Origin of the sequence: Pseudomonas abietaniphila (genome assembly GCF_039697315.1) — a bacterium.
GTDB lineage: Bacteria > Pseudomonadota > Gammaproteobacteria > Pseudomonadales > Pseudomonadaceae > Aquipseudomonas > Aquipseudomonas abietaniphila_B.
Genome location: NZ_CP155619.1, coordinates 2241081 through 2266744, shown reverse-complemented (window position 1 = coordinate 2266744; position 25664 = coordinate 2241081). Strand labels below are relative to the sequence as shown.

At 59.2% G+C, this 25664-nt stretch carries 22 protein-coding genes, 1 tRNA gene and 4 pseudogenes; 11 read left to right on the top strand and 16 right to left on the bottom strand.

Annotated elements, in window-relative coordinates; translation table 11 throughout:
* Positions 1–73 precede the first annotated feature (73 nt).
* From ABDX87_RS29190 to rimI, 3 genes and pseudogenes are all read left to right on the top strand, one after another.
* Positions 74–193, top strand: a pseudogene (locus tag ABDX87_RS29190) (energy transducer TonB); the annotation flags it as partial.
* Positions 194–277: 84 nt separating this feature from the next.
* Positions 278–889 (top strand): annotated as a pseudogene (locus tag ABDX87_RS10090) (energy transducer TonB); the annotation flags it as partial.
* On the top strand, positions 882–1334 hold the full coding sequence (rimI, locus tag ABDX87_RS10085; protein WP_074759276.1) for a ribosomal protein S18-alanine N-acetyltransferase: 453 nt from the start codon (positions 882–884) through the stop codon (positions 1332–1334). The pseudogene ABDX87_RS10090 and the gene rimI, both read left to right, overlap by 8 nt.
* A gap of 141 nt (positions 1335–1475) precedes the next feature.
* Here the strand turns inward: rimI and ABDX87_RS10080 are convergent, their stop codons facing one another.
* Positions 1476–1889 (bottom strand): serine kinase/phosphatase, encoded by a 414-nt coding sequence (locus ABDX87_RS10080; protein WP_346832733.1) that lies wholly within the window; start codon positions 1887–1889, stop codon positions 1476–1478.
* 149 nt (positions 1890–2038) lie between these two features.
* Between ABDX87_RS10080 and can the strand changes: the two genes are divergently transcribed.
* On the top strand, positions 2039–2680 hold the full coding sequence (gene can, locus ABDX87_RS10075; protein WP_346832732.1) for a carbonate dehydratase: 642 nt from the start codon (positions 2039–2041) through the stop codon (positions 2678–2680).
* Between the two features lie 106 nt (positions 2681–2786).
* Here the strand turns inward: can and ABDX87_RS10070 are convergent, their stop codons facing one another.
* The 3 genes and pseudogenes from ABDX87_RS10070 to ABDX87_RS29180 form a co-directional block, all read right to left on the bottom strand.
* Complete coding sequence (locus ABDX87_RS10070) at positions 2787–3959, bottom strand: hypothetical protein (RefSeq protein ID WP_346832731.1); 1173 nt, start codon at positions 3957–3959, stop codon at positions 2787–2789.
* A gap of 94 nt (positions 3960–4053) precedes the next feature.
* Positions 4054–4641 (bottom strand): annotated as a pseudogene (locus ABDX87_RS29185) (methyl-accepting chemotaxis protein); the annotation flags it as partial.
* A gap of 318 nt (positions 4642–4959) precedes the next feature.
* Positions 4960–5742, bottom strand: a pseudogene (locus tag ABDX87_RS29180) (MCP four helix bundle domain-containing protein); the annotation flags it as partial.
* 220 nt (positions 5743–5962) lie between these two features.
* On the opposite strand from ABDX87_RS29180, the gene ABDX87_RS10060 reads away from it, so the two are divergent.
* Both ABDX87_RS10060 and ABDX87_RS10055 read left to right on the top strand, forming a co-directional pair.
* A complete protein-coding gene (locus ABDX87_RS10060; RefSeq protein ID WP_346832730.1) occupies positions 5963–6235 on the top strand; it encodes a BrnT family toxin in 273 nt (90 codons plus the stop codon).
* Positions 6195–6476 (top strand): BrnA antitoxin family protein, encoded by a 282-nt coding sequence (locus ABDX87_RS10055; RefSeq protein ID WP_346832729.1) that lies wholly within the window; start codon positions 6195–6197, stop codon positions 6474–6476. Before ABDX87_RS10060 ends, ABDX87_RS10055 begins: the two co-directional genes overlap by 41 nt.
* A 29-nt stretch (positions 6477–6505) precedes the next feature.
* Here the strand turns inward: ABDX87_RS10055 and ABDX87_RS10050 are convergent, their stop codons facing one another.
* Positions 6506–7156: an HD domain-containing protein gene (locus ABDX87_RS10050; protein ID WP_346832728.1), complete on the bottom strand. Its 651-nt coding sequence runs from the start codon at positions 7154–7156 to the stop codon at positions 6506–6508.
* A gap of 82 nt (positions 7157–7238) precedes the next feature.
* The gene (locus ABDX87_RS10045; protein ID WP_346832727.1) at positions 7239–7700 is read right to left on the bottom strand and encodes an Lrp/AsnC family transcriptional regulator; all 462 of its coding nucleotides are present in this window, start codon (positions 7698–7700) and stop codon (positions 7239–7241) included.
* A gap of 122 nt (positions 7701–7822) precedes the next feature.
* Between ABDX87_RS10045 and mdeB the strand changes: the two genes are divergently transcribed.
* Entirely contained in the window at positions 7823–10528 is a 2706-nt protein-coding gene (gene mdeB / locus ABDX87_RS10040; protein WP_346832726.1) for an alpha-ketoglutarate dehydrogenase, read from the top strand.
* 175 nt (positions 10529–10703) lie between these two features.
* Here the strand turns inward: mdeB and ABDX87_RS10035 are convergent, their stop codons facing one another.
* The 3 genes from ABDX87_RS10035 to aztA are packed head-to-tail and all read right to left on the bottom strand — an operon-like array spanning position 10704 to position 13236.
* The gene (locus ABDX87_RS10035) at positions 10704–11591 is read right to left on the bottom strand and encodes a metal ABC transporter substrate-binding protein (protein WP_346832725.1); all 888 of its coding nucleotides are present in this window, start codon (positions 11589–11591) and stop codon (positions 10704–10706) included.
* Positions 11592–11617: 26 nt separating this feature from the next.
* Complete coding sequence (locus ABDX87_RS10030; protein WP_074759293.1) at positions 11618–12487, bottom strand: metal ABC transporter permease; 870 nt, start codon at positions 12485–12487, stop codon at positions 11618–11620.
* Positions 12484–13236: a zinc ABC transporter ATP-binding protein AztA gene (aztA, locus tag ABDX87_RS10025; RefSeq protein WP_346832724.1), complete on the bottom strand. Its 753-nt coding sequence runs from the start codon at positions 13234–13236 to the stop codon at positions 12484–12486. Before aztA ends, ABDX87_RS10030 begins: the two co-directional genes overlap by 4 nt.
* A gap of 318 nt (positions 13237–13554) precedes the next feature.
* On the opposite strand from aztA, the gene ABDX87_RS10020 reads away from it, so the two are divergent.
* Entirely contained in the window at positions 13555–14163 is a 609-nt protein-coding gene (locus ABDX87_RS10020) for a flavin reductase family protein (RefSeq protein WP_346832723.1), read from the top strand.
* 132 nt (positions 14164–14295) lie between these two features.
* Here ABDX87_RS10020 and ABDX87_RS10015 read toward each other — a convergent pair whose 3' ends face one another.
* The 4 genes from ABDX87_RS10015 to ABDX87_RS10000 form a co-directional block, all read right to left on the bottom strand.
* A complete protein-coding gene (locus tag ABDX87_RS10015; protein WP_346832722.1) occupies positions 14296–15876 on the bottom strand; it encodes an aldehyde dehydrogenase (NADP(+)) in 1581 nt (526 codons plus the stop codon).
* Between the two features lie 349 nt (positions 15877–16225).
* On the bottom strand, positions 16226–16930 hold the full coding sequence (locus ABDX87_RS10010) for a hypothetical protein (RefSeq protein ID WP_346832721.1): 705 nt from the start codon (positions 16928–16930) through the stop codon (positions 16226–16228).
* 71 nt (positions 16931–17001) lie between these two features.
* Positions 17002–17349: a bacteriocin gene (locus ABDX87_RS10005; protein WP_346832720.1), complete on the bottom strand. Its 348-nt coding sequence runs from the start codon at positions 17347–17349 to the stop codon at positions 17002–17004.
* Positions 17350–17485: 136 nt separating this feature from the next.
* Positions 17486–17562, bottom strand: a tRNA-Met gene (locus ABDX87_RS10000).
* 454 nt (positions 17563–18016) lie between these two features.
* Here ABDX87_RS10000 and ABDX87_RS09995 point away from each other — a divergent pair.
* Together ABDX87_RS09995 and ABDX87_RS09990 are read left to right on the top strand one after the other, a co-directional pair.
* Positions 18017–20074, top strand: coding sequence for a methyl-accepting chemotaxis protein (locus ABDX87_RS09995; protein WP_346832719.1), 2058 nt, complete (start codon positions 18017–18019; stop codon positions 20072–20074).
* Between the two features lie 117 nt (positions 20075–20191).
* Entirely contained in the window at positions 20192–20848 is a 657-nt protein-coding gene (locus ABDX87_RS09990; RefSeq protein WP_346832718.1) for a class I SAM-dependent methyltransferase, read from the top strand.
* A 65-nt stretch (positions 20849–20913) separates the two neighbouring features.
* Here ABDX87_RS09990 and ABDX87_RS09985 read toward each other — a convergent pair whose 3' ends face one another.
* The gene (locus ABDX87_RS09985) at positions 20914–21624 is read right to left on the bottom strand and encodes a glutathione binding-like protein (protein WP_346832717.1); all 711 of its coding nucleotides are present in this window, start codon (positions 21622–21624) and stop codon (positions 20914–20916) included.
* Positions 21621–22262 carry a TetR/AcrR family transcriptional regulator gene (locus tag ABDX87_RS09980; protein ID WP_346832716.1) on the bottom strand — a complete coding sequence of 214 codons (642 nt, stop codon included), beginning with the start codon at positions 22260–22262 and terminating at the stop codon, positions 21621–21623. The genes ABDX87_RS09985 and ABDX87_RS09980 overlap by 4 nt, the downstream gene beginning before the upstream one ends.
* 152 nt (positions 22263–22414) lie before the next feature.
* Between ABDX87_RS09980 and ABDX87_RS09975 the strand changes: the two genes are divergently transcribed.
* On the top strand, positions 22415–23119 hold the full coding sequence (locus tag ABDX87_RS09975) for a glutathione S-transferase family protein (protein ID WP_346832715.1): 705 nt from the start codon (positions 22415–22417) through the stop codon (positions 23117–23119).
* A 1425-nt stretch (positions 23120–24544) separates the two neighbouring features.
* Here ABDX87_RS09975 and ychF read toward each other — a convergent pair.
* Positions 24545–25645 carry a redox-regulated ATPase YchF gene (ychF, locus tag ABDX87_RS09970; RefSeq protein WP_346832714.1) on the bottom strand — a complete coding sequence of 367 codons (1101 nt, stop codon included), beginning with the start codon at positions 25643–25645 and terminating at the stop codon, positions 24545–24547.
* Positions 25646–25664: the final 19 nt, after the last annotated feature.

Sequence of the window (25664 nt, the reverse complement as noted above, 5' to 3'; positions counted from 1 at the left end):
CGATCAACTGCGGCGTGATTCGTCGAAGGTCTGTAGAATCCTCCTCCTGACTTTATCCACAGGTGGCTGTCCCTTGCTCAACGAGCCTCGCCGCCGCGCTTATCTGACCGCCATGCAGGTGGTCAGTTGGTTGCCGCGCACCGAACTGCCCTTTGCCGCCCCTTCGCGTCCGGAGCTGCTTGCGCCGTTGCCGGTATTCGAAGACGACGCCGTTGAGGATGTGCGTTCGGCGGGTGTTTCGCAGACAAGCCAGATGCCGGCTGTCAGCACCCCGGCGCCCGCTGCGCGTTCGGTCGAGCGGCCGAAAATCGAGGTGCCCCGGCCTTCCGCCGCCGTTAAGCCGACCGTTGCCAAGGCTGATAAAGACGAAGACGCTACTCCAGCCGTGGTGAAGGCGCCTGTCGTGCCGCCGCCACGCTTCGCGCTGCAATTGCTGCGCGCCGGCAATTGCCTGCTGCTGGTCGAACTGGCAACCGGCGAGCCTTTCCAGAGTCGCGACCCTTCTTACCTTCTGCTCAAGGACATGTTGCGCGCCGCCGGGCTGCCGGACAGTCCGCAGATCATCGGTGAACCGGTGCGTTGGCCGCTGTTGGTGCGCGGGCAAATGGATCAAGGGCCGGAAGCCGCACGCGACTTCGTTCAGGGATTTCTCTCTGCCCGCACCGAAGAAGAACCTTGCACTTGCTTGTGGTTGATCGGACTGCCGGCGGTACGATTTGCCGGTGAGGCTGACGCCGAATCCTACAATTTAGAATTCCAGGTGGAAGGCCTGGGTTCGGCCTGGGCGCTGCCGGGTCTGGAACTGTTGATGGACGAGCCTCAGCGCAAGGCCGACGTTTGGCGCGCCATGCGTAAGCTGATGGGGCGTTGGAAGAGTGTAAATGAGTGATGCCGTAACGTTTCGCCGCATGACCGAAGCCGATCTGGATGCGGTATTAAAGATTGAATACGCAGCGTTCAGCCACCCCTGGACGCGCGGCATCTTCCTCGATGGGCTCAAATCCTACGAAATCTGGCTGATGTTCGAAGGCAATCAGCAAGTCGGCCATGGCGTGATCAATGTCATCATCGACGAAGCTCATCTGCTCAACATCACCGTCAAGCCTGAAAGCCAGGGCCGTGGCCTGGGGTTGCTGTTGCTGGACAAGTTGATGAAGCGCGCCTACGAACTCAATGGTCGTGAGTGTTTTCTGGAACTGCGTGCCAGTAACCAGTCGGCCTATCGGCTGTATGAGCGTTATGGCTTCAACGAAGTGGGGCGACGCCGCGACTATTATCCAGCGGTTGGCGGGCGTGAAGATGCATTGGTCATGGCGTGTACGTTGGTTGACTGATTTCGCCTGGCACCAACACTGTGGAATCGAATTCGTTCGCGAAAATTCGTGTATCCGATAGAGATGCATCGGATGCGTGAACGTATCGCGAATGAATTCGCTCCCACAGGTACAAACGTTGTCATACCTTTAGATTGAACATCACACGCCCGGTTTGCCATCCAGCGGATCCAGGATTGCCATTTCCTCTTCGTCCAGGCCACCACCGGCGCCGATTTCGTCTTCGTCGACGATACTCAGATCAAAGTCCGCCGGTCCGCCTTCACCTCTCTCCCGTGGAGAACGCGCGCCGTCTTCCCCGATCAGGGTTTCCGGGCTCATGTCATCGTCGGTGGGATTGTGATCGTCGGTCGAAGCGCCTGTCATACCTGCTTCCCGGACACGTTCGTCGGGAATATAGGTTTCCAGCTCGTCCTCGGGGATCATGTCACCAATACGTCCGCTGGGTTCGTTACTGTCGTTGAAGTTGAGCTCCTCCATCGAGCCCATGCGGTCTTCGTTGTCATCGATCGGTTCGGGCTGGGTGGCACCGTAAGGTCGGCGTGAATCGTTCATGGCAAATCCTCGTTGTGTGCGGTCTTAATGGGTGGACCGGAGCGCACGGTGAAGATTCCCTCCGGTTCTTGACCGGTAGTGGCAAAACGGCGTGACCTGAAGCGCCGAGCCCCAGTCATAGCTGAGCATCATTTCCGAGGCATCAACGCATGAACGAACTACAAGACTTGATCGACAACAACGAACGTTGGGCGGCTGCCATCAAGGAAGAAGACCCAGAGTTCTTCGCCAAGCTGGCCCGCCAGCAGACGCCTGAATTCCTCTGGATCGGTTGTTCGGACGCTCGTGTCCCCGCCAATGAAATCGTGGGCATGCTGCCGGGCGATCTGTTCGTCCACCGTAACGTCGCCAACGTCGTGCTGCACACTGACCTGAACTGCCTGTCGGTGATCCAGTACGCGGTCGATGTGCTTAAGGTCAAACATATTCTGGTCACCGGCCATTACGGCTGTGGCGGCGTGCGCGCGTCGATGCAGGATCGCCAGTTCGGGCTGATCGACGGCTGGCTGAGGACGATTCGTGATCTGTACTACGAGAACCGCGAACTGTTGAGCAAGCTGCCGACCGAGGAAGAGCAAGTCGACCGCCTGTGCGAGCTGAACGTGATTCAGCAAGTGGCCAACGTCGGCCACACCAGCATTGTGCAGAACGCTTGGCATCGCGGGCAGAAACTGTCGATCCATGGTTGCATCTATGGCATCAAGGATGGTCGCTGGAAGAGCCTGGACGTGACGATCAGCGGTTTCGAACAGTTGCCGCCGCAGTATCGGTTGCGTCCGTTGGGTGAGTGATGGGTCGGGCCGGGTGTAAACCTGGCGTGAATGCAACCCTCCTCGAAATGAAGGAGCGCGCCCGCCCGCGAGAGGTTGTCCTCGCGGGCAGGCGCGTTCCCAAGGGTCACCGTTTCGTTTGGTTCATCTGCGGCAGTGGCTTTTGCAGCTGCTTGATTTGCCGCGATACTTTGCCAGTACGGCATTTCGCCGCCGCTTGATCTGCCGTCATCTTGCGAATCGAGGTGAAGAACAGCTTGCACGTTTCGACCTTGTCGGTGACTTGCCAGCGGGTTGTGCATTGCTTCAACAGCGCCGCCGAGTCGGTGCCCGGATTCTGGCCCATTCCAGCCTGCCAGCACGCAGCACTCAAATCCTGACCCATCACCTTCAAGCCAGCATCATCGGCCTTGGTTTCGTCGCCTCCATAGTTACTCTTGTCCGCGGCATACCAGATATAACTCGGGTGATTCGAGCCCAGAACCGAGACAGTTTGTCCGGGTGTCGGGCTGATGGTCGCCAGCCCAAGTACCCCGACGGTCGCGCCGTACTGCTGCTTGATCCAGTTACGCACGGGTGCACCAAACGCAACCATGGGCAGCGATGCGCCAGCAGCTTTCTGGCTCATCTGCTTGACCATGCTGGTCTGGTAGTCCTGGAAATAGCCGTAAACACCTTCAAGGTCGCTGCCAGCGTTGGCGGGCGCGGCGATCGGTGCGATGTCGATGATGGTTTGAAACGCAGGTGTCTGATCGGCAGGAATGCCGTTGTCGGTCAGCAGTTCCGCCCACCGGTCAGTCGTGGCTGAGCGCAAATAGTCCTGGGCCTGGGTCAGCGAATAATCCGGCGGGAAGTGCAGCAATTCGATGGTCTTGCGGTTCTCCAGCGCCATGCCCAGTGGCAGGAACAGGTACCAGTTGTAGGCAAACTTGCCGTCGGCATTGAGTTTGGTCGCCCCGGTGTAAGCAAGGTCGCCGGAGTCCAGCAGAGCTGTCAGCGGCTTGTCGTAGCCGTCGGGAACGCCGCTGATGTCTGCCTGTACCAGGTTGTTATCCTCACGCACCGTTACTTTGGCCTGTGGATAACCGTCGCGCTGAACGCTCTGAGTCAGGTAATGCTCGACCGTCTGCTCCAGCGTCCAGTTCCGGAAACAGATGACGTTACAGTTATTGGGGTAAGCGAATAAGCGGGTGACACGTTCCTTACTCCCCAGCGTCACGTTGACGTCTGCCTGCGCGGCGAGACTGAAGGTGAGTGCGGCGATGGCGATACCCAGTGCGGCTTTTCCGGTCATGCTCATGTCCTTGTGGCGTCGGCACCCGTCTTGTTGTGCGCGGGTGGTGTTTCAATAATGAAACACATGAGCATGACTGGAAATGGATTTTTGCCCGGAGTCACAGCACGAACTTTTGCACCATCGTATTCAGGTCGGTGGCGAGCATGGCCAAGGCATTGCTGGCCACGGTCGTTTGCTGGGCGCTCGATGCCGATTGGGTCGACAGATCACGAATGCTGCTCAGGTTGCGATCCACTTCGTTGGCGACCGCTGCCTGCTGCTCGGCGGCACTGGCGATCAGGACGTTGCGATCACTGATGGTCGAGGTCGAGCTGATGATCACCGTTAACGCCTGACTGGTGGCCGCCGCCTGCTCAAGCGTCTGGCCGGCTTGGGATGCTGTTACGCGCAGGCTTTCGGCGGTCTCTTGGGTGCTTTTTTGAACATCATTGATCAGGCTTTCGATCTCGGTGGTCGAGGCGCTGGTGCGTTGGGCCAGTGACCGTACCTCGTCAGCCACGACGGCGAAGCCGCGACCCGCTTCACCCGCTCGTGCAGCTTCGATCGCTGCGTTCAGTGCCAGGAGGTTGGTCTGATTGGCGATGGCGCGAATGACTTCGAGGATCTTGCTGATGCTCAAGGTGCGCTCGGCGAGGCCATCGGCCTGATGCGAAGAATCGAGGACGTTGTCGGTCAGCTCCTTGATCGAGTCGATCGTGCCTGTCAGGCGCAAGCGTCCTTCGGCGGCGGCTTCGTTCGAGGCCTTGGACTCGTTCGACGTGTTGCTGGCGTTATCGGCGACCTCTACGGCCGCTTGGCTCATCTGGTTGACCGCCACGGCCGCCTGTTCGATTTCATCGTTTTGCAGTTGCAGGTTTTTTGCGCTCGCGTCGGCGATCGCGCCCATTTCCTGCACCGACTGACTCAGCTGGTTGGCGGCGGCGTAAATCTGGTCGATGGTGCCATGAAGGTTGCTGCGCATCTGGCCGAGCATCTTCAACAGCTGCGCGGTTTCGTCCTTGCCTTCCGGAATCGGCTGCGGACTCAGGTCGCCTTCGGCAATGGTGCTGGCGATCTGCAGAGATTGGCGCAGAGGGCGGATGATGCTCACGCTCAGGCGCCAGGCCAGCAGCAGCGTCAGCACCAACGCGACAACGATGGCGCTGACCGCGATGATGCGGGTCTGATGAAAACGCGCGCCGCCTGCATCGACGGCTGCGGCGGCGCTTTGCTTGTTCAGTTCACGGAGCAACTGAACCTGCATGTCCATCAAGTCACCCTGCATGCTCAAGGTGGTGTTGAGCAGCATGCGCGCATCATCGAGCTTGCGCTGCTCGATCAAGGCTGTCTCGTCATGCAACCCTGGCATGAACGCCGCGTAAGCCTCTTGCAGTGCCTTGATGGAATCGCGTTCGGTGCTGTCCGTGGCATGGGCCAGGTAATCGCTGAAGCTTTTCTCGACCTCGTTCTTCAACTGCTCGATGTTGATCTTGCTGGTCACCACCGCGCCAGGATCATCAGCATTGGCGATCAGACGCGCACTTTCCCCGCGCAGCTTGATCAGGTCGATGGCAATGGCATCCGCCATGGCAATACTCGGCAGCGAACCGCTTTCCACCGCCTCACCCTGGTCCCGGATGTTTTGCATCTGCAGCAGACAAAACACACCCAGCGCCACCAGCAACAGGGCCGTCACGCTAAAACACAGCACCAACCGCTGAGCAATCCGAAAGCGCCGCAGAAAAGCAGGCCTGGAAGAAGGACGGACTAAACCACGGAAAAACCTTTTCACAGCAACCAATCCCATCGAATACCCGGAGACTCGGTTATAGAGACGTTCCGTGATGTCTTTGTGACATCGAATAAGAAATGTTTCAGATTTGTTGTGTTTTGAGGGCGATCCGATGAACGGTGCGTCAGGGAATCTCGCGCGGCTCTATTCAGGGCTTTTAAGCTAAGTTTGTAGGATCTTTCTGAACCTGTGTTCATAGGGTTGTTCGATTATTTTCTGTACATACAATAATTCGATGCAGATAATCTTCGACACCGTAAAGCGCGACAAAACACTGCTCGAGCGTGGTCTTGATTTTGCCGATGCAAATGCTGTGTTTGTGGGTAGGCATCTGACGGCAGAGGATGTGCGGCATGACTATGGTGAGCGCCGCTTTATCACCGTCGGGATGCTAATGGAGCGTCTCGTCGTTTTGGTCTGGACACCGCGTGGCGCGGCTCGCCGCATTATTTCTATGAGGAAAGCCAATGAGCGTGAACAAAACCTCTATCGGCTCCGTCTGGGTTGATTCGGACGACGCTCCCGAACTTTCAGACGCGTTTTTTGAACAAGCGGACGAGTATCAGGGTGAACAACGGGTCAAACGAGGGCGGCCAAAGTCTTCAGTTGTACGGGAGCGCATCACGATTCGCCTTGAGCACGAAGTGGTTCAGCAATTCAAAGCCTCCGGCCCGGGCTGGCAAACGCGAATGAACGCTGCACTGCTGGACTGGCTGAAGACGCATGAACCTTCAGAGATACCGCTGTAAGCGATATCGCATCTGGGTGAGGTCGCAGCTCAGGCACCTATCTCACTCATGAACTCTTCCAAAAACCGCTGTGCGCGTTCATGCCTTACTTGCGCCATCTGCTTGCCCGTAGCCGTCTGAAAGCCCTGAGCCAAGGTGAAGATCTTGGTCTTGAAGTGATCGGCGGCGAAACGCTTGTCGTCCAGTTCGCGATGCCGTGCCTGTGGGTCGTGGGCGTCGTAGAGCTGGCTGCCCATGCGGCCGGAAACATAGAACAACCGGGCGACACCGACCATGCCGATCGCATCAAGACGGTCGGCGTCCTGAAGGATTCTGGCCTCCAGAGAGTTGGGCGTGATATTCGCCGAAAAGCTGTGGCACTCAATAGCGTGGGCGACCGCTTGCGTGCGTTCTTCGTCCCAGCCCATCTGCGCGAGCAATTCGGCGGCTTTTGCTGCCGCAAGGCGTGACGCACTGGAGCGGAAAGGCGAGTTCTTCTCCACAGCGACGCAGTCATGCAGCAGGGTTGCGGCCAGCAGCACTTGATGATCACCGCCTTCCTTGTCGCGAATCGCGCAGACGTTGCTCCAGACCCGGTGCAGGTGCGAGACGTCGTGGGAGCCATCGACTTTTTCGGCTACGGTGTGGGGGATCAGTTTGTCTGCGAGGTCTTGAAACGGCGCGAAGGAGAGAGCGGTCATCGAGGTTCCTTTTCATCAATGCTGGCTGCTATCGGGTGCGCCAGCATACAAGCATTGACCTATCATCCCCGTCCTGGGTTCGTCAACGCAACGGCAGCGCAGTCTTGTAGCGCACCTGTTTAAGCGAAAGGCTGGAGCGGATCTTCTCCACTTCCGGCATCGGTGACAGGCGTTCGATGATGAAATGTTCAAGCGCCTGCATGTCCGCCATCACCACGCGCAGCAGATAGTCGGCGTCGCCGGTCATCAGGTAGCACTCCATCACTTCTTCGCACTCGCACACCCGTCGCTCGAAATTCTGCAGCGCTTCGCGGCTTTGTTCCTTCAGGCTGATGGAAATGAACACGTTCAGCCGCAGCCCGAGGTGTTCGGGCGCCAGCAGCGCTACGTATTCGCGAATGCAGCCGGAGACTTCTAGCGCTTTGACGCGTGCCAGGCACGGTGAAGGTGAAAGGTGCACGCGCTTGGCGAGCTCAACGTTCGAAAGACTGCTGTCTCGTTGCAGCTCGCGGAGGATTTTCAGGTCAATGCTGTCGAAGTTCATCGTGCTTCAATCTGCCTTTTTTGGAGCGTTTTATGCCGTTAGACGGGGCGAAGATCGTGTAGATCGGTCATTAAATCTGCACGCCGAAGCATAGACTTTTCCGTACTTAACCGGAGGTGTCTATGAGCCATTTCGATTCCAGTGTTCCCGCGGCCGTGGCCGCGCGAAGCCATCACGATCAGTTGGAAATGACCGAGTGGCAGGAAGCGCTAATGTCGCTTGTGGATAACGCCGGCGCTGAGCGCGCGCGTGAGATTCTCGACAGGTTGGCGCAATTGGCGCGTGATCCGAGAATCGGCTGGCAACCTGCGCTTGGGACGCCGTACATCAATACGATTGGCGTGGCTCAGCAACCGGCGTTTCCGGGGGACCTGGCCATTGAGGAGCGTCTGGCGTCGTTGATGCGCTGGAACGCTCTGGCCATGGTCGTGCGCGCCAACCAGGCTTACGGCGAACTGGGCGGACACATCGCCAGCTACGCCAGCGCTGCGGATTTGTTCGAAGTGGGCTTCAACCATTTCTTCCGTGCCAAGGGCGACCACCATGGCGGCGATCTGGTGTTTTATCAGCCGCATTCGGCGCCGGGTATCTATGCGCGGGCGTTTCTCGAAGGGCGCTTGAGTGAAGAGGATCTGGCGCATTACCGGCAGGAGATCGGGGCACTCAAGTCGGGTGCTCGCGGGCTCTCAAGTTATCCACACCCTTGGTTGATGTCCGACTTCTGGCAGTTCCCGACCGGCTCCATGGGCATTGGCCCCATCAGCTCGATTTATCAGGCGCGGTTCATGCGCTATCTGCAGCACCGCGGATTGCAGGACACCTCGACCCGGCATGTCTGGGGCGTGTTCGGCGACGGTGAGATGGATGAGCCGGAAAGCATGTCGGCGCTGACGCTGGCAGCCCGTGAAGGGCTCGACAATCTGACGTGGGTGGTCAACTGCAACCTGCAACGCCTGGACGGGCCGGTGCGGGGCAACGGTCGGATCATTGACGAGCTGGAGGCGTTATTCAGCGGGGCGGGCTGGAACGTGATCAAGCTGGTCTGGGGTTCTGACTGGGACGCCTTGTTTGCCCGTGATCACGACGGGTCGCTGGTTCGCGCGCTGTCGCAGACCGTTGACGGTCAGTTCCAGACCTTCGCGGCCAAGGACGGTGGGTACAACCGCGAGCATTTCTTCGGTCAGAACGAGGCACTGCGCGCACTGGCCGAAGGCTTGACTGATCAGCAGATCGATCGGCTCAAGCGTGGCGGCCATGATTTGGTGAAAATCTTTGCGGCGTATGACGCGGCCACTCGGCACAAAGGCCGTCCTACCGTGATCCTTGCGCAGACCAAAAAGGGTTTCGGCATGGGTGAAGCCGGACAAGGCAAGATGACGACGCACCAGCAGAAAAAACTGGATCGCGAGGCGCTGATCAACTTCCGCAACCGCTTTAATTTGCCGTTGAGCGACGATCAGACCGAGCAGTTGAGCTTCCTCAAGCCCGAGGCCCACAGCGCAGAAATGCGTTACCTGCAACAGCGTCGTCAGGCCTTGGGCGGGTCGATGCCAAGCCGCAGCAGCGTCGCGTCCGGCCTCGCAGTGCCGGCGCGGGAATCTTGGGCCAGCTTCGCTACCCAGGCGGACGGCAAGGAGATGTCGACCACCATGGCCTTCGTGCGGATGCTCGGCAACCTGCTCAAGGACAAACAGCTTGGCCCGCGTGTGGTGCCCATCGTGGCGGACGAGGCGCGCACATTCGGCATGGCGAATCTGTTCAAGCAGATCGGGATTTATTCCAGCGTCGGCCAGCGTTACGAACCCGAGGACATCGGGTCGATTTTGAGTTATCGCGAGGCCACCAACGGCCAGATTCTGGAAGAGGGCATCAGTGAGGCCGGGGCGATCAGTTCGTGGGTGGCGGCGGCCACCAGTTACTCCGCGCATGGCCTGCGCATGCTGCCGTTTTATATCTACTACTCGATGTTCGGCTTTCAGCGTGTCGGCGACCTGATCTGGGCCGCGGCCGATCAGCGCGCGCGTGGATTCTTGCTGGGCGCCACGGCAGGGCGAACCACGCTGGGCGGTGAGGGCTTGCAGCATCAGGACGGCTCCAGTCACCTGATGGCGTCCACCGTGCCGAATTGCCGTGCCTATGACCCTGCGTTCGCCAGCGAGTTTGCGGTCATCCTCGATCACGGCATGCGCCAGATGCTGGAGCACGATGTCGATGAGTTCTACTACGTCACGCTGATGAACGAAAACTACGCTCAGCCTTCACTTGTGGAGGGGGTTGAGTCGTCGATCATTCGCGGCATGTACCGTTTCGGTGACCAGATGGCCGCCGACGCCAGAGGCAAGGTGCGCTTGATGGGCTCGGGTACGATTCTGCGTGAGGTGATTGCAGCCGCTGAATTGCTGGCGCAGGAGTGGCAGATCGACAGCGAAATCTGGAGCGTCACCAGCTTTACCGAGCTGGCGCGAGCGTCACGTGACGTCGAGCGCTGGAACCGGCTGCATCCCCGTGACGAAAAGCGCGTCAGCCATCTGGACGAGTGTCTGCCCAAAGGCGCGCCTGTGATTGCCGCTTCTGACTATGTGCGAGCGCTGCCGCAATTGATCGGGTCTTACGTAACGAGTGATTACACGGTATTGGGCACCGATGGTTTTGGCCGCAGCGACACCCGTGCGCGGCTGCGGGGTTTCTTCGAAGTCGACCGGTATCACATTGTCCTCGCGGCGGTGACCGCGTTGGTGGAGGAGGGGACATTGGCGGCGGATGTCGCCGCTCAAGTGATCGAGAAATATGGGATTGAGGCTGACAGCGAAGCGTCCTGGACGTGCTGACTTTGCGCGGAACAACCTGTGGGAGCGAATTCATTCGCGAAACATAGTTCGGCCGACACAGCTTTATCGGCTGCGCCGCCGCCTCGCGAATGAATTCGCTCCCACCGTCAAAGATTGCGCCGTGACAGACAGGGATGATCATTTCGGTTCAGTGATGCACCGATCATCCCGGTCATTACTGGCCTCTCATCGCCGCCGTCATCTTGTCCACGTTGTAGCGAAACATCTTCACGTAGGTGGCAGCCGGACCGTCGGCGGGTGACAACGACTCCACATACAGTTCACCGCCCGGGTGCGCGCCGCTGGCCTTGGCGATCTGCTGCACCAGGCGCGGGTCGCCGGAGTTCTCGAAGAAGTAAGCGCTGACATGCTCCTGCTTGATCTGGGTGATCAACTTGCCGACATCAGCGGCTGACGCTTCGGTTTCCGTCGAAAAACCCAGCGGCGACAGGAAGGTCACGCCATAGGCATCACCGAAATAGCCAAAGGCATCGTGAGAGGTCAGCACCTTGCGTTGCGCGACCGGGATCGCGCTAATCTGCGCGCGCGCATAGGCGTCCATGTCCTGCAATTGCGCGATGTACTTGTCGCCATTTGCCTTGTAGTCAGCCGCATTGTCCGGGTCGGCTTTCTGCAGTGCCTTGATGATATTTCTGACGTACACGATGCCGTTTACTGCGCTGTTCCAGGCATGTGGGTCGGTGATCTTCTCGCCGTCTTCTTCCATGCTGCGGGTCATGATGCCGTTGGACAGCACCACCGGCTCGCCCTTGTACCCGGACGCCGTGATCAGTCGATCCAGCCAGCCTTCCAGGTGCAGACCGCTGACAAACACAACGTCAGCTTTCTTCAGTGCCTGCGCGTCGTTGGGCGTCGGTTCATAGACGTGTGGATCGCCATTGGGCCCGATCAGCGAGGTGACGTGGACGTGATCGCCGCCCACGTTGTGCACCATGTCGGCGATGACCGTGAAGGATGCGACGGTTTCCAGGTTTTTTGCCTGGGCGAAGTCAGCCAGGCCCGACAACGCCAGTGCGGCGGTCAGAAGCGTCAAACGTTTCATGTGATTTCCTTGCGATGAGAGAACGATCAGCCGGACAGGTGAACCCTCGGGAACAGACGGCGCAGAAAACCGCTGCGTCCAAAGAACAGTGAGAACAAGTAGAAGGCGCTGGCGGTCAGGACGATGGCAGGACCCGACGCCACGCTGGCGTGGTAGGAAACGATCAGGCCGATAAAGCCCGACAGCGTTGCGACGACGGTGGAAATCACGATCATGCCGGTCAGCGAACTCGACCAGAAACGCGCAACGGTCGCCGGCAGCATCATCATGCCGACGGCCATCAGCGTGCCAAGTGCCTGGAAGCCCGCCACGAGATTAAGCACCACGAGCAGCAGAAACAGCACGTGATACAGCGATCCGCGACCGCCGACTGCCCGCAGAAAACCGGGATCGAAGCATTCCAGGATCAGTGGGCGGTAGATCAGTGCGAGCAGGATCAGCGTGAACGAAGCAATGGCGCCGACCATGAAGATGGCCTGATCATCGATGGCCAGAATGGTGCCGAACAGCACGTGCAGCAGGTCCACGTTGGAACCGTGAAGCGAGACGATCAACACGCCGGCTGCAAGCGACGTCAGGTAGAAACTGGCGAAACTGGCGTCCTCGCGCAGGGTGGTGAAACGACTCACCAGGCCAGACAACAGCGCGACGGCAAGCCCGGCAATCAATCCGCCAAAACCCATCGCCGGCAGCGACAACCCGGCGAACAGGAAGCCCACCGCTGCGCCGGGCAGAACCGCATGGCTCATGGCATCGCCCACCAGACTCATGCGCCGAAGCATCAACAGAACGCCGACGGGACCTGAGCCAATACCCAGTGCCAGACAGGCCACCAACGCCCGGCGCATGAAACCGAAATCGACGAAGGGCTGAATCAGCAGGCTATAGAGCGTCACAGCATTTCCTCCTGATCGGCTGCACACACTTGCGCGTCAGGATTCCAGTGCTCGGCCATGTTCTTGGCGCGACGCAAATTGTCGGCATGGAGGATGTCAGCGGTGTTGCCCCACGCGATGGTTTCGCGGGCCAGCAGCAACGTGCTGGGGAAATGCTGGCGGACTTGTTCAATGTCGTGAAGCACCGCGATCACGGTACGGCCTTGACCGTGCCAGGTGCTGATCAGCTTGAGCAGGTCGCGCGTGGTGCGGGCGTCGATGGCCGTAAAGGGCTCATCCAGCAGGATCACCGACGCGTCCTGCAACAACAGTCGGGCGAACAACACCCGTTGAAATTGCCCCGATGACAACGAGCTGATGCTGCGCTCTTCGAAGCCTTCCAGGCCGACCGCTTTCAACGCTTCCTGTGCCTGTTCGGCATGCTTGCGCGAGGCGCCACGAAACGCACCGATGCTGCGCCAGGCGCCCATCATCACGGTGTCCGCCACGCTCAACGGAAAGCTGCGATCAATCTCGGCGGCCTGTGGCAGATAGCCGATGTGTCGAGTCGCCAGACTGCCACGGTCCACGCGTCCCATGGCAGGTTTCAAGGTGCCCGCAATCGCCTTGATCAAGGTCGACTTGCCCGCACCGTTGGGCCCGACAATCGCCGTGAGGCTACCTGCAGCGAATCGCCCGCTGACGTGATGCACCGCCGGACGGCGTTCGTACGTGACCGTGAGGTCGTGCAGATCGATCGCCGCACTCATGGAATCGCCACCGCCCACGCAATGCCGATCCACAACAGCGCAAGCAAGATCAGTGAAATCAGCACGCGCTTGCCTGCGGACTGAGCGAGCGCGGACGTCGCGATATTCGGGGAAAGTCGAGGAGCAGATTTCACGGATAAAGGCCTGAAATGTTTTGTTATAGTATTACATCACTATTTTCAGGCGAGTGGAAAGGGGTATTTTGGAGCGATTCAGGAATGCGACAGTTTGCGAATGTGGGCGAGGTGACGTTTTCCCATCGCGACAAAACCTGTAATTTCCTGTCCAGTTTCATTCCCTCCCTTCAGGATCATCCCCATGACCGCCGCTCATTGCCGTTCTGTCCCTCTCGCCAAATGCTATCGCTTGCTCAATCACGGTCCGACCGTTCTCGTGAGCGCGGCGCATGACGGCCAGCGCAACATCATGGCGGCAGCGTGGGCGATGCCGCTGGATTTTCAGCCACCCAAAGTCACGGTGGTGATGGATAAGTCGGTATGGACCCGGCAACTGGTGGAGGGCTCGGGGACCTTCGTGATTAACGTGCCAACGATCAGTCAACTCGATGTCGTCGAAACGGTCGGCTCGACGTCGGGGCTGGAAATCTCTCGGGAAAAGGACCTCGACAAGTTCAAGGCGTACGGTCTGCAGACCTTTACCGGGGAGATCGTCGAGGCTCCGCTGCTGGAAGGCTGCGCGGCGTGGCTGGAGTGCCGGTTGATGCCGGAGCCGCACAACCAGGCTCAGTACGACCTGTTCATCGGCGAGGTGGTGGCGGCCTGGGCGGACGAGCGTGTGTTCTCCGACGGGCACTGGCATTTCGAGGGGCATGATGAATTGCGCACGCTGCATCACGTGGCGGGCGGGCATTTCTTGGTGATTGGTGATGAGGTTGTCGGCAAGGTTCTGGAGCGGGTTGACGACTGATTAACCCATCGGGATGCCGGCAAAGAGGCGATTTGTGTGAATTGATTCACCTGTAGACGCGAGCACGCCCACGCCTACAGGTAAACACTGTGCCCGACGGGAGCTACAGTGAGTGGCCGTTCAGCAGGTCGGTCAGTCTTTGACCAACTGACCGTTCACCAGACGCCAAGTCTTCAACGGGTTGCCGTGCTGAAGGGCTGGCGGCAGCAGCGAGTCTGGAACGCTTTGATAGCAGACAGGCCGCAGGAAGCGGTCAATGGCAGTGGCGCCGACTGAGGTGCTGCGACTGTCGGAGGTCGCCGGGAACGGGCCGCCGTGAACCATCGAATAGCTCACTTCGACGCCCGTCGGGAAGTCATTGAACAGAATTCGCCCGGCCTTGCGCTCCAGTGTCGGCATCAACGCTTGAGCGATCGTCTGATCGCCGTCGTCGAAATGCAGAGTGACGGTCAGTTGCCCGTCGAACTTCGCGGCCACTTTTTGCAGGTCGGCCGTGTCCTTGCAGACGATCAGCAGTGCGCTCGGCCCGAAGTTTTCGTCTTCCAGGGCTGGATTGGCGAGGAAGGTCGCTGAGTCGGTGCGGAAAAACGCGGGACGCGCCTGGAATGAACCCTCAGGTTCGCGACCTTCTGCCACCAGTGTCACACCCGATGCCTTGTGCAGGTTGTTGAGGCCATTGCAGTAGGCGCCATGAATGTTCGGCGTCAGCATGGTGGTCGGTGTCTTGTCAGCCAAAGCGGTCGCAGCGGCGGACACGAACGTCTCCAGCGCATCGCTTTCCAGCGCCAGCAGGATGCCAGGGTTGGTGCAGAACTGACCCGCGCCCAGGATCAGCGATTCGACGAAGCCCTTGGCGATGCTTTCGCCACGCGCAGACAGCGCGGCCGGCAGTAGGAACACCGGGTTGATGCTGCTCATCTCCGCATAGACCGGAATCGGCACCGGACGCGCTTGAGCGGCCGCGACCAGCGCAAGACCGCCACGGCGTGAGCCCGTGAAGCCGACGGCTGAAATCAGCGGATGGCTGACGAGGGCCTGGCCAACGGAGATGTCCTTGTCGATCAGCATGGAAAACACACCTTCGGGCATGCCGGTATCCCGTGCAGCTTTCTGAATGACGCGAGCGACCAGTTCGCTAGTGCCCAAGTGCGCAGGGTGCGCCTTGACGATGACCGGACAACCTGCAGCCAGCGCGGAAGCCGTGTCGCCGCCCGCCACCGAAAACGCCAGGGGAAAGTTGCTGGCGCCAAACACGGCGACCGGCCCCAGGCCGATGCGACGCAGACGCAGGTCGGCGCGCGGCAGTGGCTGGCGGTCGGGCATAGCGGTGTCGACCACCGCACCGTGCCAACGACCGTCTCGCAGCAGGCTGGCGAACAGCTTGAGCTGGTTGACGGTACGCATCCGTTCGCCTTCAAGGCGCGGTTTTGGCAGGCCGCTTTCAAGGTGAACGCGCTCGGTCAGCGTATCGCCAAGGTCCAGCAGACCTTGGGCGATGGCTTCGAGGAAGGTCGCCCGTTGTTCATCACTCAGTTGGCGGTAGGGATCGAACGACGCTTCAGCCAGTTCACACGCGGCGTTCACATCGTCCGGCGTGCTGGTGCCAAACGTAGGTGACAGTTCTTCTCCCGTGGCGGCGGCGAGGGCGAACACCTCGCCTCCCTGACCACGAACCGCACGTTGACCGATGATCGTTTCACCAAGAATCTGCATTGTTCAACACCTCTTATTCAAGACGAGCCTGGGTATGACCTGTCGCTGTGGCACGCGTAGCTGACTCAGCGCAAAGACGATGGCCCTGTTGTAGCAGATCAGTGCTGTTTCAGGGCCAGTCATGTGACCGGTAACAAAGGCCATAAACATTAGCCTATTGCGCGATTGTTGAAGAGAATATTCGCGTTCGATGAACATCAGGGATTGCGCGACGTACATCAATCCCTGCATAGCCGAAGTGCTCGCGGGACAGGGGCGAGTGCCCTGAAGTCACCTGACTTGCCGGTTTTGGCAGTTTTGATCACGCCAGCGCCGGCAAGCCACCAGGCTACAGAGATGCAGTCGGTCGTTACTGCTGAACCGCGCTGTAGCCTTCGAACGCAATTTGCTGCTGGATCGCGCTGACGATGTTTTTACGGGTAGCAGGCTGTTCGTTGCCGTCTTTGTCGGTAAAGACTTCGCTTTGCAGTTCGGCGTCGTCGCCTTCACCCACGAAGGTGAAACCGAGGAATTCGAAGGCTGCACGGTCGACGTTGGCTTTCGAGCGCGGGGTGCGCAAGGGCAGGGTGACGCTGGTGCCGTCCTTGCTGATGACGAACACCTCGGCTTCTTTCTTCACACGTGCGGCTTTGCTCTTGCCGCCGCTCGGGTTGCTGACTGCCTGATGCGTCTGGTTCAGGACCTTCAGCGCCAGGCTGTAGACCAGCTCCTGGAAGCTGGGGTCGTCCTTGTAGCTGGACAGAATCCGGCTGATCGGGAATTTCGTACTGAGGTCTTCCAGCGCGGCCATGTCGGCGGCTTCTGCATCCTTGAGCTGCTTGAGTTGCCCCATCAGCTCGTAGGCCTGGTCATCGTCGAAGCGGTCATGGGCCTGACGGATCGCAACGCGAAGCTCACGAATCTGATCGCTTTCTTTGGCGCTCTGGAAGGCATCGAGGACCATTTCGCTGATGGTTTTTGCCTGGGGCACATGCTGCGAAAGATTGATGGCGTCTTCGTAGGCCTGCTTGGAAGAAAGCGCAGGCGCTGCTACGTCGGTATGGGAATCAGACATTGAACATCCATTACTTCATTAACGGGGTTTGATCGCGAAACGCACGCTGGCGCTTCGCGACGGAGGGTAATTTATTTACCGCCCAGAGCACCACCCGCAGCGCCACCCAGGCCCGCGCCGATGGTGCTGCCCGTGCTGCCGCCCAGCTTGTTGCCGATCACCGAGCCCGCTGCGCCGCCCAGTCCGCCGCCTACGGCTGCGCGAGTCTTGTGGCCTTTTTTGGCGGCAACCGCACCACCGGCAGCGCCCGCCAGGCCGGCACCGATAGCTGCGCCATTGCTGCCGCCCATTTGTTGACCGACGACGTTACCCAGCGCGCCGCCCAGGCCGCCACCCAATGCGGCGTTAGTGCCGCTGCCCGCCATTGCGCCTTGAGAAACCAGAAGACCCAGAACCAGTGCAGGAAGTGTGAATCGCATGAACTCGACCTCAGAAAAGGGACAGCGCTATGAAGTGATGTCGTTGATGAAGCGGGTCGCCCGGCCAGTCAGTGCTTCGATAACCGGAACGCCAGAAACAACAAAGCCCGCACGAGGCGGGCTTTGTTGAGGTACTTGGTGGCTACACAGGGACTTGAACCCCGGACCCCAGCATTATGAATGCTATGCTCTAACCAACTGAGCTATGTAGCCAAGTGGCGCGCATTATTCGCTCAGATCGAGGATGTGTCAAGCGTCTCGATAAAAAATTTATGCGTGTGATCAATTGGTTAGGATTTTCCCTCTGAAATCCCCGACAAAAAGGTGATGCCCGTCACCGAGGTGACAATTTTCCCGGGCGTGCTGAGTGGTTTTGCCCCACTTGTGTGCACCCGCTCTGCACCGTCTTCGTTCATGTGCCCGTTTAGATGGCTTCATGCTATCGGTCCGTTTCTTGCTTGAGCCTGCCGTATGTGCGCTCTGCGGTGCTTGTTCTGTCGCGCCCTGCTTCGCCAATCCGATAATGACTGCACGCGTTTTCGACACAGGAGACGGGCGGTTGTCGTTTTTAAAACAAAGACATGGCATTTTGCCGGTAACAATGTGAGGCAACATCTGCCGTGGTCACGAGTCGCGGTGGCGGGTTGTCCGTGAGGAGTAGTCGGACATGCAAAGTCTTCTGTCGCCAGGAATCCGCCTGCTCGGACGTTTTGGATTTGCACGCAAGTTTCAGGTGCTGTTCTTCCTGTTCATCCTGCCGCTGGCCGGTAGCCTGTGGATGATCGGACAGGATTACCGCAGCAAACTGGCGGTGATTTCCGATGAGCAGTCCGGGGTTCGTCAGTTGCTGGCGCTGGATGCGCTGGATGCCCAGCTGACCGCCCAACGCAACCGCGCAGCTCGCTGGAAGGCGGCAGACATTCTTCACGATCCTACGCCTGCGGCGAAGGCAGCCATGGCTGCGCTGGACGCTGCCAACCCGGTACTGGGTCAGACCCTTTCGGCGCTTGGCGATGAGCTCAAGGCGCAAAACGCCAGTGCCGACATCATGGCGCGTTTCCAGGCGCTTCAAGCCACTGTCAAAGGCATGGATTCCGAGGCGTTGCGCACCGTTGGCTGGTGGCCGGATGGCTACGACCGTTTCACCTCGGCGCTGACCGCCTTGCAAAGCCTGCGCGAACAGATCGCCATGGACACCGGGCTGATTCTTGACCCCTGGCTCGAGACCTATCTGCTGATGCAGGTTTCCACACAGCAGGCGCCGGATCTGATCGAGCGTGTAGGGCGTATGGCGAGCGTGGGACAGTCCTCGGTAGCGTCAGGTCAGTTCAGCCTTCAGAGTCGTCTGCAGATGCGCGACCTGCGCAGCCGTATTGGCGATGCTCGCGATCAATTGGTCAAAGCCGCCGCGTCGTTGCAAGCCAAGTCGTACCCCGGCATGGAAATCTGGACGGGCCGCTACAACGACAGCCTTCAGCGCTTGGATGGTGAGCTGAAAGTCCTGGATGAGGGCGTGTTCGGCGGCGCGATCAAACTGGACACGGCAGCGTTCGAGCGCAGCGTCGACAGCATGCTTGACGCATTGGCTGCGCTGCGCAATCAATCGCTCACGTCGCTGGACAGTCGCCTGGATTACTACCATGACAGCGCGATCAAACAGTTTGTCCCGGTGGCCGCGACGTTCAGCATTCTGGCCCTGGCCGCGCTTTACCTCTTCATGTGCCTGCAGGCTTCGATTCACCGCAGCGCCAAAGGCATCACGACGCTGGCCGAGTCGCTGCGTGACGGCAATCTGTGTGTCCAGGTGGCGGTGGAAGGCCGCGATGAGCTCGCGGCGATCAGCACTGCCCTCAACGTTGCGGTCGTGCAATTGCGCACCAGCCTGCTGGGGGTCAACCATGAAACCCAGCAGCTCGGCTCAGCCGTCCTGACGCTCAATTCGCAGTCCGGCAGCACGCTCAATGAAGTTGAAGATCAACAGCAGCAGATCAGTCAGATAGCAGCGGCCGCCACCCAGTTGGCGGCGACCTCTCTTGGCGTTGCGAAGAGCTGCGAAGAAGCGTCCGGCAGCGCCCAGCACACGCGCCAGATTGCCGAAGAGAGCAGCCGGGACAGTCAGCGCACCACGGCCAGTATCCAGCAGCTCAATCAACGATTGACCGACACGGCCAACGCGCTGGGCAAAGTCAGCGAGCAAGGGCAACAGATTCAGTCGGTGGTCGACACCATTCGTGGCATCGCCGAGCAGACCAACCTGCTGGCGCTCAATGCCGCCATCGAAGCGGCACGCGCGGGCGAGCAGGGACGAGGGTTTGCTGTGGTGGCCGATGAAGTGCGCAGCCTGTCGCAACGCACGCAGGCGTCCACCGCGCAGATCGCCGGTACGGTCGACAGCCTGCGCGCCACCGTGAGCCAGGCCGTCACGCTGATGGAAGCTGCCTGTGGTCAGGCGGTCACCGATGCACAGTCGGTCACCGGCCTTGGCGAACGTCTGGGGGAGATCGCCAGCGCCGTGCAGATCGTCACGGACACGCTGGCGCAGATCGCCACAGCGGTGGAGGAGCAAGCCGCCACAGCGGACGAAGTCAGCGGCAATATCCAGCAAGTGGATCAGGCGGCGGGGCGGTTGCTCGATGGCGCACGGGCGGTGAACCACGCGGCCGATACGCTGAGCAGAGGCAGCCGGGCGTTGAGCGATAACACGTCGAGATTTCAGCTGGGCTGAACCGCAAGGTCGCGAGGCGGCGCTCATACCTTGGAATGACTTGAAACCCGAAAGAGGGACGACGTATAACGGGCGTCGTCTTCTCCGTCCGTTTCTCTTGTCTCCAAGGCGTCTCCCATGACCGAAAGCAGTGCCGCGGGTGCGGCGGTTTATTCCCCTTTGACGCTGGCCCTGTATGACGCGTGGGTCTTGGGCATTTCCAATCGCTATGCGTGGCGTTGCCCCACCGATGAGGTTCTTCTGCCGTTCTTTCGCGCGAACGTTCGCGCCCGGCATCTGGATATCGGCGTGGGCACGGGTTACTACCTGGCCAAAGCGCAGTTGCCTGCGGACACTCAGGTCACCTTGCTTGACCTCAACCCCAGCAGTCTTGAAGCGGCCAGGCGCAGAATCGCCCGGCCCAACACCCGCACCCTCCAGCACGATGTCATGACGCCTATTCCGGGTGGCGAGCGTTTCGATTCGATTTCACTGTTCTATCTGCTGCACTGTCTGCCAGGTCCGCTGGACGCCAAGGCGGCGATCTTCGGCAACCTCAAGCACAATCTGCAACCGGGCGGCGTACTGTTCGGGGCGACGATTCTGGGTGACGAGGCGGGTCACAACGGCTTTGGGCGCAAGCTGATGGACGTCTACAACAAGAAGGGCATCTTCGGAAATCGTCAGGACACCCAGCTCGGTTTCGAAGGGCATCTGCGTCAGCATTTCCGGGACGTGACGCTCAAGCGGGAAGGGCGCGTGCTGCTTTTCCGCGCGGCTCAGCCGATCATCTGACGTCGATACGATCTGTCAGCGCTCGCCGTTTTGGCGGAGGAGCGCTGACAGTGGCATGGCTGTGTTCAGCCTTTTTTTGGCCCGCTTGCTGACGTCTGGCCAAACAGTATTTTCTTGCCTTCCTCCGTGACCGTCGCACGGTTCTGTGACAGTGCTTCGCCCTTGGCGTAGGCGCGAATCGTCGCCGGGCGCGCTTGTACTGCATGGAACCAGCGCTTCAGATTCGGAAAGTCATCCAGGTTTTGCTGCTGGCGCTGCCATGGGTAAACCCAGGGATAGATCGCCATATCAGCGACCGAGTAGTCTTCTCCGGCGACGAAAGTACGGCCTTGCAACCTGCGGTCCAGCACGCCGTACAGGCGATTGGTTTCGTTCACGTAGCGGTTGATCGCGTACGGGATTTTCTCCGGCGCGTACACGCCAAAGTGATGATTCTGACCCGCCATCGGGCCAAGTCCGCCCATTTGCCACATCAGCCATTCGGTCACCGTGTTCTTGCCGCGCACATCGGAGGGCAGAAACTGGCCGGTCTTTTCCGCCAGGTACAACAGAATCGCGCCGGACTCGAAAACTGTGATCGGTTCTCCACCGTCGGCGGGCGCTGTGTCGATAATCGCGGGCATACGGTTGTTCGGCGAGAAGGCCAGAAATGCGGGCTGAAACTGGTCGCCAGCGCTGATATCTACAGGGTGAATCCGATAGTCCAGGCCGGCCTCTTCCAGAAACAAGGTGATCTTGTGACCATTGGGCGTGGGCCAGTAATAGAGCTCGATCATCGTTGCGATTCCACACTGAGAGGGTGAATGGGGGCGGAGTTACCTTGATGCCCGCCACACTCCAGCAGCGCGAGTGCGGGGCGCAGTACGCTCTCCAGCAAGGCGCGTTGCGGTTTGGCGCGGGCGAGTACGCGAATGCCCAGCAGCACGCCAAGCAGCAAACGTGAGAGGTCTTCGGCAGGTTGTGAGCAGGAAATCGTGCCGTCACATTGACCGGCCTCTACGCAGCGCAGAAAAAAGTGCTCGGCCCGCGCGAGGAAGTCATCCACGATCGCTTGCGCATCCGGGTCGTGCGGCGCCGCTTCAAGCGCCGAATTCACCATCATGCAGCCTCGGCGTTGAGTGTCGTTCATTGAGCGGTCAATGATCTCCACGAAAAACATCTCGATGGCCTGACGCGGCGCCAAGGTGCTCTCAAGGCGCATGACACGCTCGCCAAAACTGCTTTCCAGATAGTGCGCCAGTGCCTTGCAGTACAGAGCGCGCTTGTCGCCAAAAGCGTTGTACAGGCTGGCACCGGTGATCCCCATGCAATCGATGAGGTCGCGCATGGACGTCGCCTCGAAACCCTTCTTCCAGAAGCACTGGATCGCGGCGTCGAGCACATTCGCTTCGTCGAATTCTCTTGGTCTTGCCATCGTCATTTTCCCTTCGGCGCCCATCTTGCCGTTGCGCCGTGTTCCACAGTTCGCCTAATCTAGATCATTCGTTCTAAAACGCAACCGTGCTTTTCGGACGCTGTGCGCTTTCAGCATTTCGATCACGACTCAACCCACAAGAGATGAACGCCATGATCCGTTTCTACTTCCACCCGACACCCAATCCGGCCAAGGTCGCGCTGTTTCTCGAAGAGTCTGGCCTGGACTACGAATTGGTCCCGGTGGACACCAGCAAGGGCGAGCAGCACTTGCCAGCGTTCCGCGCGATCAACCCCAACGGGAAAGTGCCAGCGATCGTCGACACCGAAGGACCTGGTGGAAAGGAAGTTCGGGTGTTCGACTCCAGCGCCATCCTGCTGTACCTGGGTGAGAAAACCGGCCAGTTCATGGGCGCGGCCGAAGACAAGCCTGAACTGCTCTCTTGGCTATTCTTCATTGCTTCGGGTCTCGGGCCCTTTTCGGGGCAGGCGGTGCATTTCCAATACGCCGCGCCAGAAGGCAACGATTACGCGGTGAACCGCTATCGCCGCGAAATCGAGCGCCACTATGAGGTCCTTGACCAGCACCTGGCGGGGCGCGACTACATCGTCGGAAACGAATACACCCTCGCCGACATTTCCACCTGGGGTTGGCTGATCCGCGCACCTCGCGTGATGAAAGGCGCCGAGGACGCGCTGGCGGACTACCCAAACCTCAAGCGCTGGTTCCAGAACGTAAACGCCCGTCCAGCGGCTTCTCGCGCAAAAGACGTAGGCAAGGATCACGCGTTCAAGAAGGACATGGATGAACAGGCGAAGCGCGCGTTGTTTCCCTCGAATTATCCGAAGGCGGATTGATGGGTTTCTGATCGCGGGTTGAAAAGCGATCGCCCAATAAAAAGCCCCCGAAGCGGGGCTTTTTAACATGCGTTATCTAGAGAGCCAGACGACGCTTCTGATGATTGTCACCACGCAGAACGTGGGCACAATCAATGTGTGTTTGCCGTTAGCCCTGATGCAATTCTGCAGGACAGATGAAATCCCGTGTAGGAGCAGTCGGAGGTTACGACGGCCGCGAATGCGGTCTTTCAGTTGCATCCATGTCGAACGACACACTGCATTCGTCAGCAAGCTAACTCCCACAGGTGCGGGTTGCAGCCACGTTTTGTGGGCGGTCAGTGATGAACAAACAATGTGGGTTTGCCGTTATCCCCGATGCAATTCTGCAGGACAGATGAAATCCCGTGTAGGAGCAGTCGGAGGTTACGACGGCCGCGAATGCGGTCTTTCGGTTGCATCCATATTGAACGAAACACTGCATTCGTCAGCAAGCTAACTCCCACAGGTCCGGGTTGCAGACACGTTTTGTGACCGGTCAGTGATGAACAATCAATGTGGGTTTACCGGTAGCCCCGCTGCAATTCTGCAGGACAGATGAAATCCCGTGTAGGAGCAGTCGGAGGTTACGGCGGCCGCGAATGCGGTTTTTCAGTTGCATCCATGTTGAATGAAACACTGCATTCGTCAGCAAGCTAACTCCCACAGGTCCGGGTTGCAGACACGTTTTGTGACCGGTCAGTGATGAACAATCAATGTGGGTTTACCGGTAGCCCCGCTGCAATTCTGCAGGACAGATGAAATCCCGTGTAGGAGCAGTCGGAGGTTACGGCGGCCGCGAATGCGGTCTTTCAATTGGATCACACTGCATTCGTCAGCTGCGGTCTTTCGGTTGCATCCATGTTGAATGAAACACTGCATTCGCCAGCAAGCTAACTCCCACAGGTCCGGGTTGCAGACACGTTTTGTGGGCGGTCAGTGATGAACGATCGTGGGTTTGCCGTTAGCCCCGATGCAATTCTGCAGGACAGATGAAATCCCGTGTAGGAGCAGTCGGAGGTTACGACGGCCGCGAATGCGGTCTTTCGGTTGCATCCATATTGAACGAAACACTGCATTCGTCAGCTGCGGTCTTTCATTTGCATCCATGTTGAATGAAGCACTGCATTCGTCAGCAAGCCATCTCCTGAAGTCGAGGGTTGCAGACGCGTTTTGTGATAGCGACAGCCAATCCATTTCCGTAACCGGAAGGAGGCTTTCAGAGCTGAGGGCGGGGGTAGGCGGGATGTTTCTGGATCACCGCCCAAAGCTTTAGCAGCCCAGGCGGTGAAGATATCAATAGCCCGGTGTCCGCTGGATCGTAATGCTACCCGCTTAAGTGAGCAGCATTACCCGAGGAGGGGCTTTTCACGAGGCGCTGTCTGGAAAACCCGACGACGCCTCGGATTACACGTTGAAGCGGAAGTGCAGTACGTCGCCGTCTTTGACGATGTAGTCCTTACCTTCCAGGCGCCATTTACCTGCTTCTTTCGCACCGGCTTCGCCCTTGTACTGAATGAAGTCGTTGTACGCGATGCACTCGGCGCGGATGAAGCCTTTTTCGAAGTCGGTGTGGATCACGCCTGCGGCTTGAGGTGCGGTGGCACCGACGCGGACGGTCCAGGCGCGGACTTCTTCGACGCCGGCGGTGAAGTAGGTCTGCAGGTGAAGCATTTCGTAACCGGCGCGGATCACGCGGTTCAGGCCCGGCTCTTCGAGGCCTAGGGCTTCAAGGAACATGTCTTTCTCTTCGCCGTCGTCGAGTTCGGCGATCTCGGCTTCGATCTTGTTGCAGACCGGCACCAGCATGGCGCCTTCTTCTTCGGCGATTGCGCGAACCACGTCCAGGTGCGGGTTGTTCTCGAAACCGTCTTCAGCGACGTTGGCGATGTACATGACCGGCTTGGTGGTCAGCAAGTGAAAGCCTTTGATCACGGCTTTCTCGTCAGCGCCCATGGTCTTCATCAGGCTGCGCGCAGGCTTGCCTTCGGTGAAGTGAGCGATGAGTTTTTCCAGCAGGCCTTTCTGGACCACTGCGTCCTTGTCGCCGCCCTTGGCGTTACGCGTCACTTTCTGCAGCTGTTTTTCGCAGCTGTCGAGGTCGGCGAAGATCAGCTCGAGGTCGATGATCTCGATGTCGCGTTTCGGGTCGACGCTGTTGGAGACGTGAATCACGTTCTCGTCTTCGAAGCAGCGGACCACGTGAGCGATGGCGTCGGTTTCGCGGATGTTGGCCAGGAACTTGTTGCCCAGGCCTTCACCTTTGGATGCGCCGGCAACCAGGCCCGCGATGTCAACGAACTCCATCGTGGTCGGCAGGATGCGTTTCGGGTTGACGATGTCGGCCAGCGCCTGGAGGCGAGGGTCGGGCATCGGCACGATGCCACTGTTCGGTTCGATGGTGCAGAAGGGAAAGTTCTCCGCCGCGATACCGGATTTGGTCAGGGCGTTGAACAGGGTGGACTTGCCGACGTTGGGCAGGCCGACGATGCCGCAGTTGAATCCCATGGTGTTTCCCCTCGAGTGA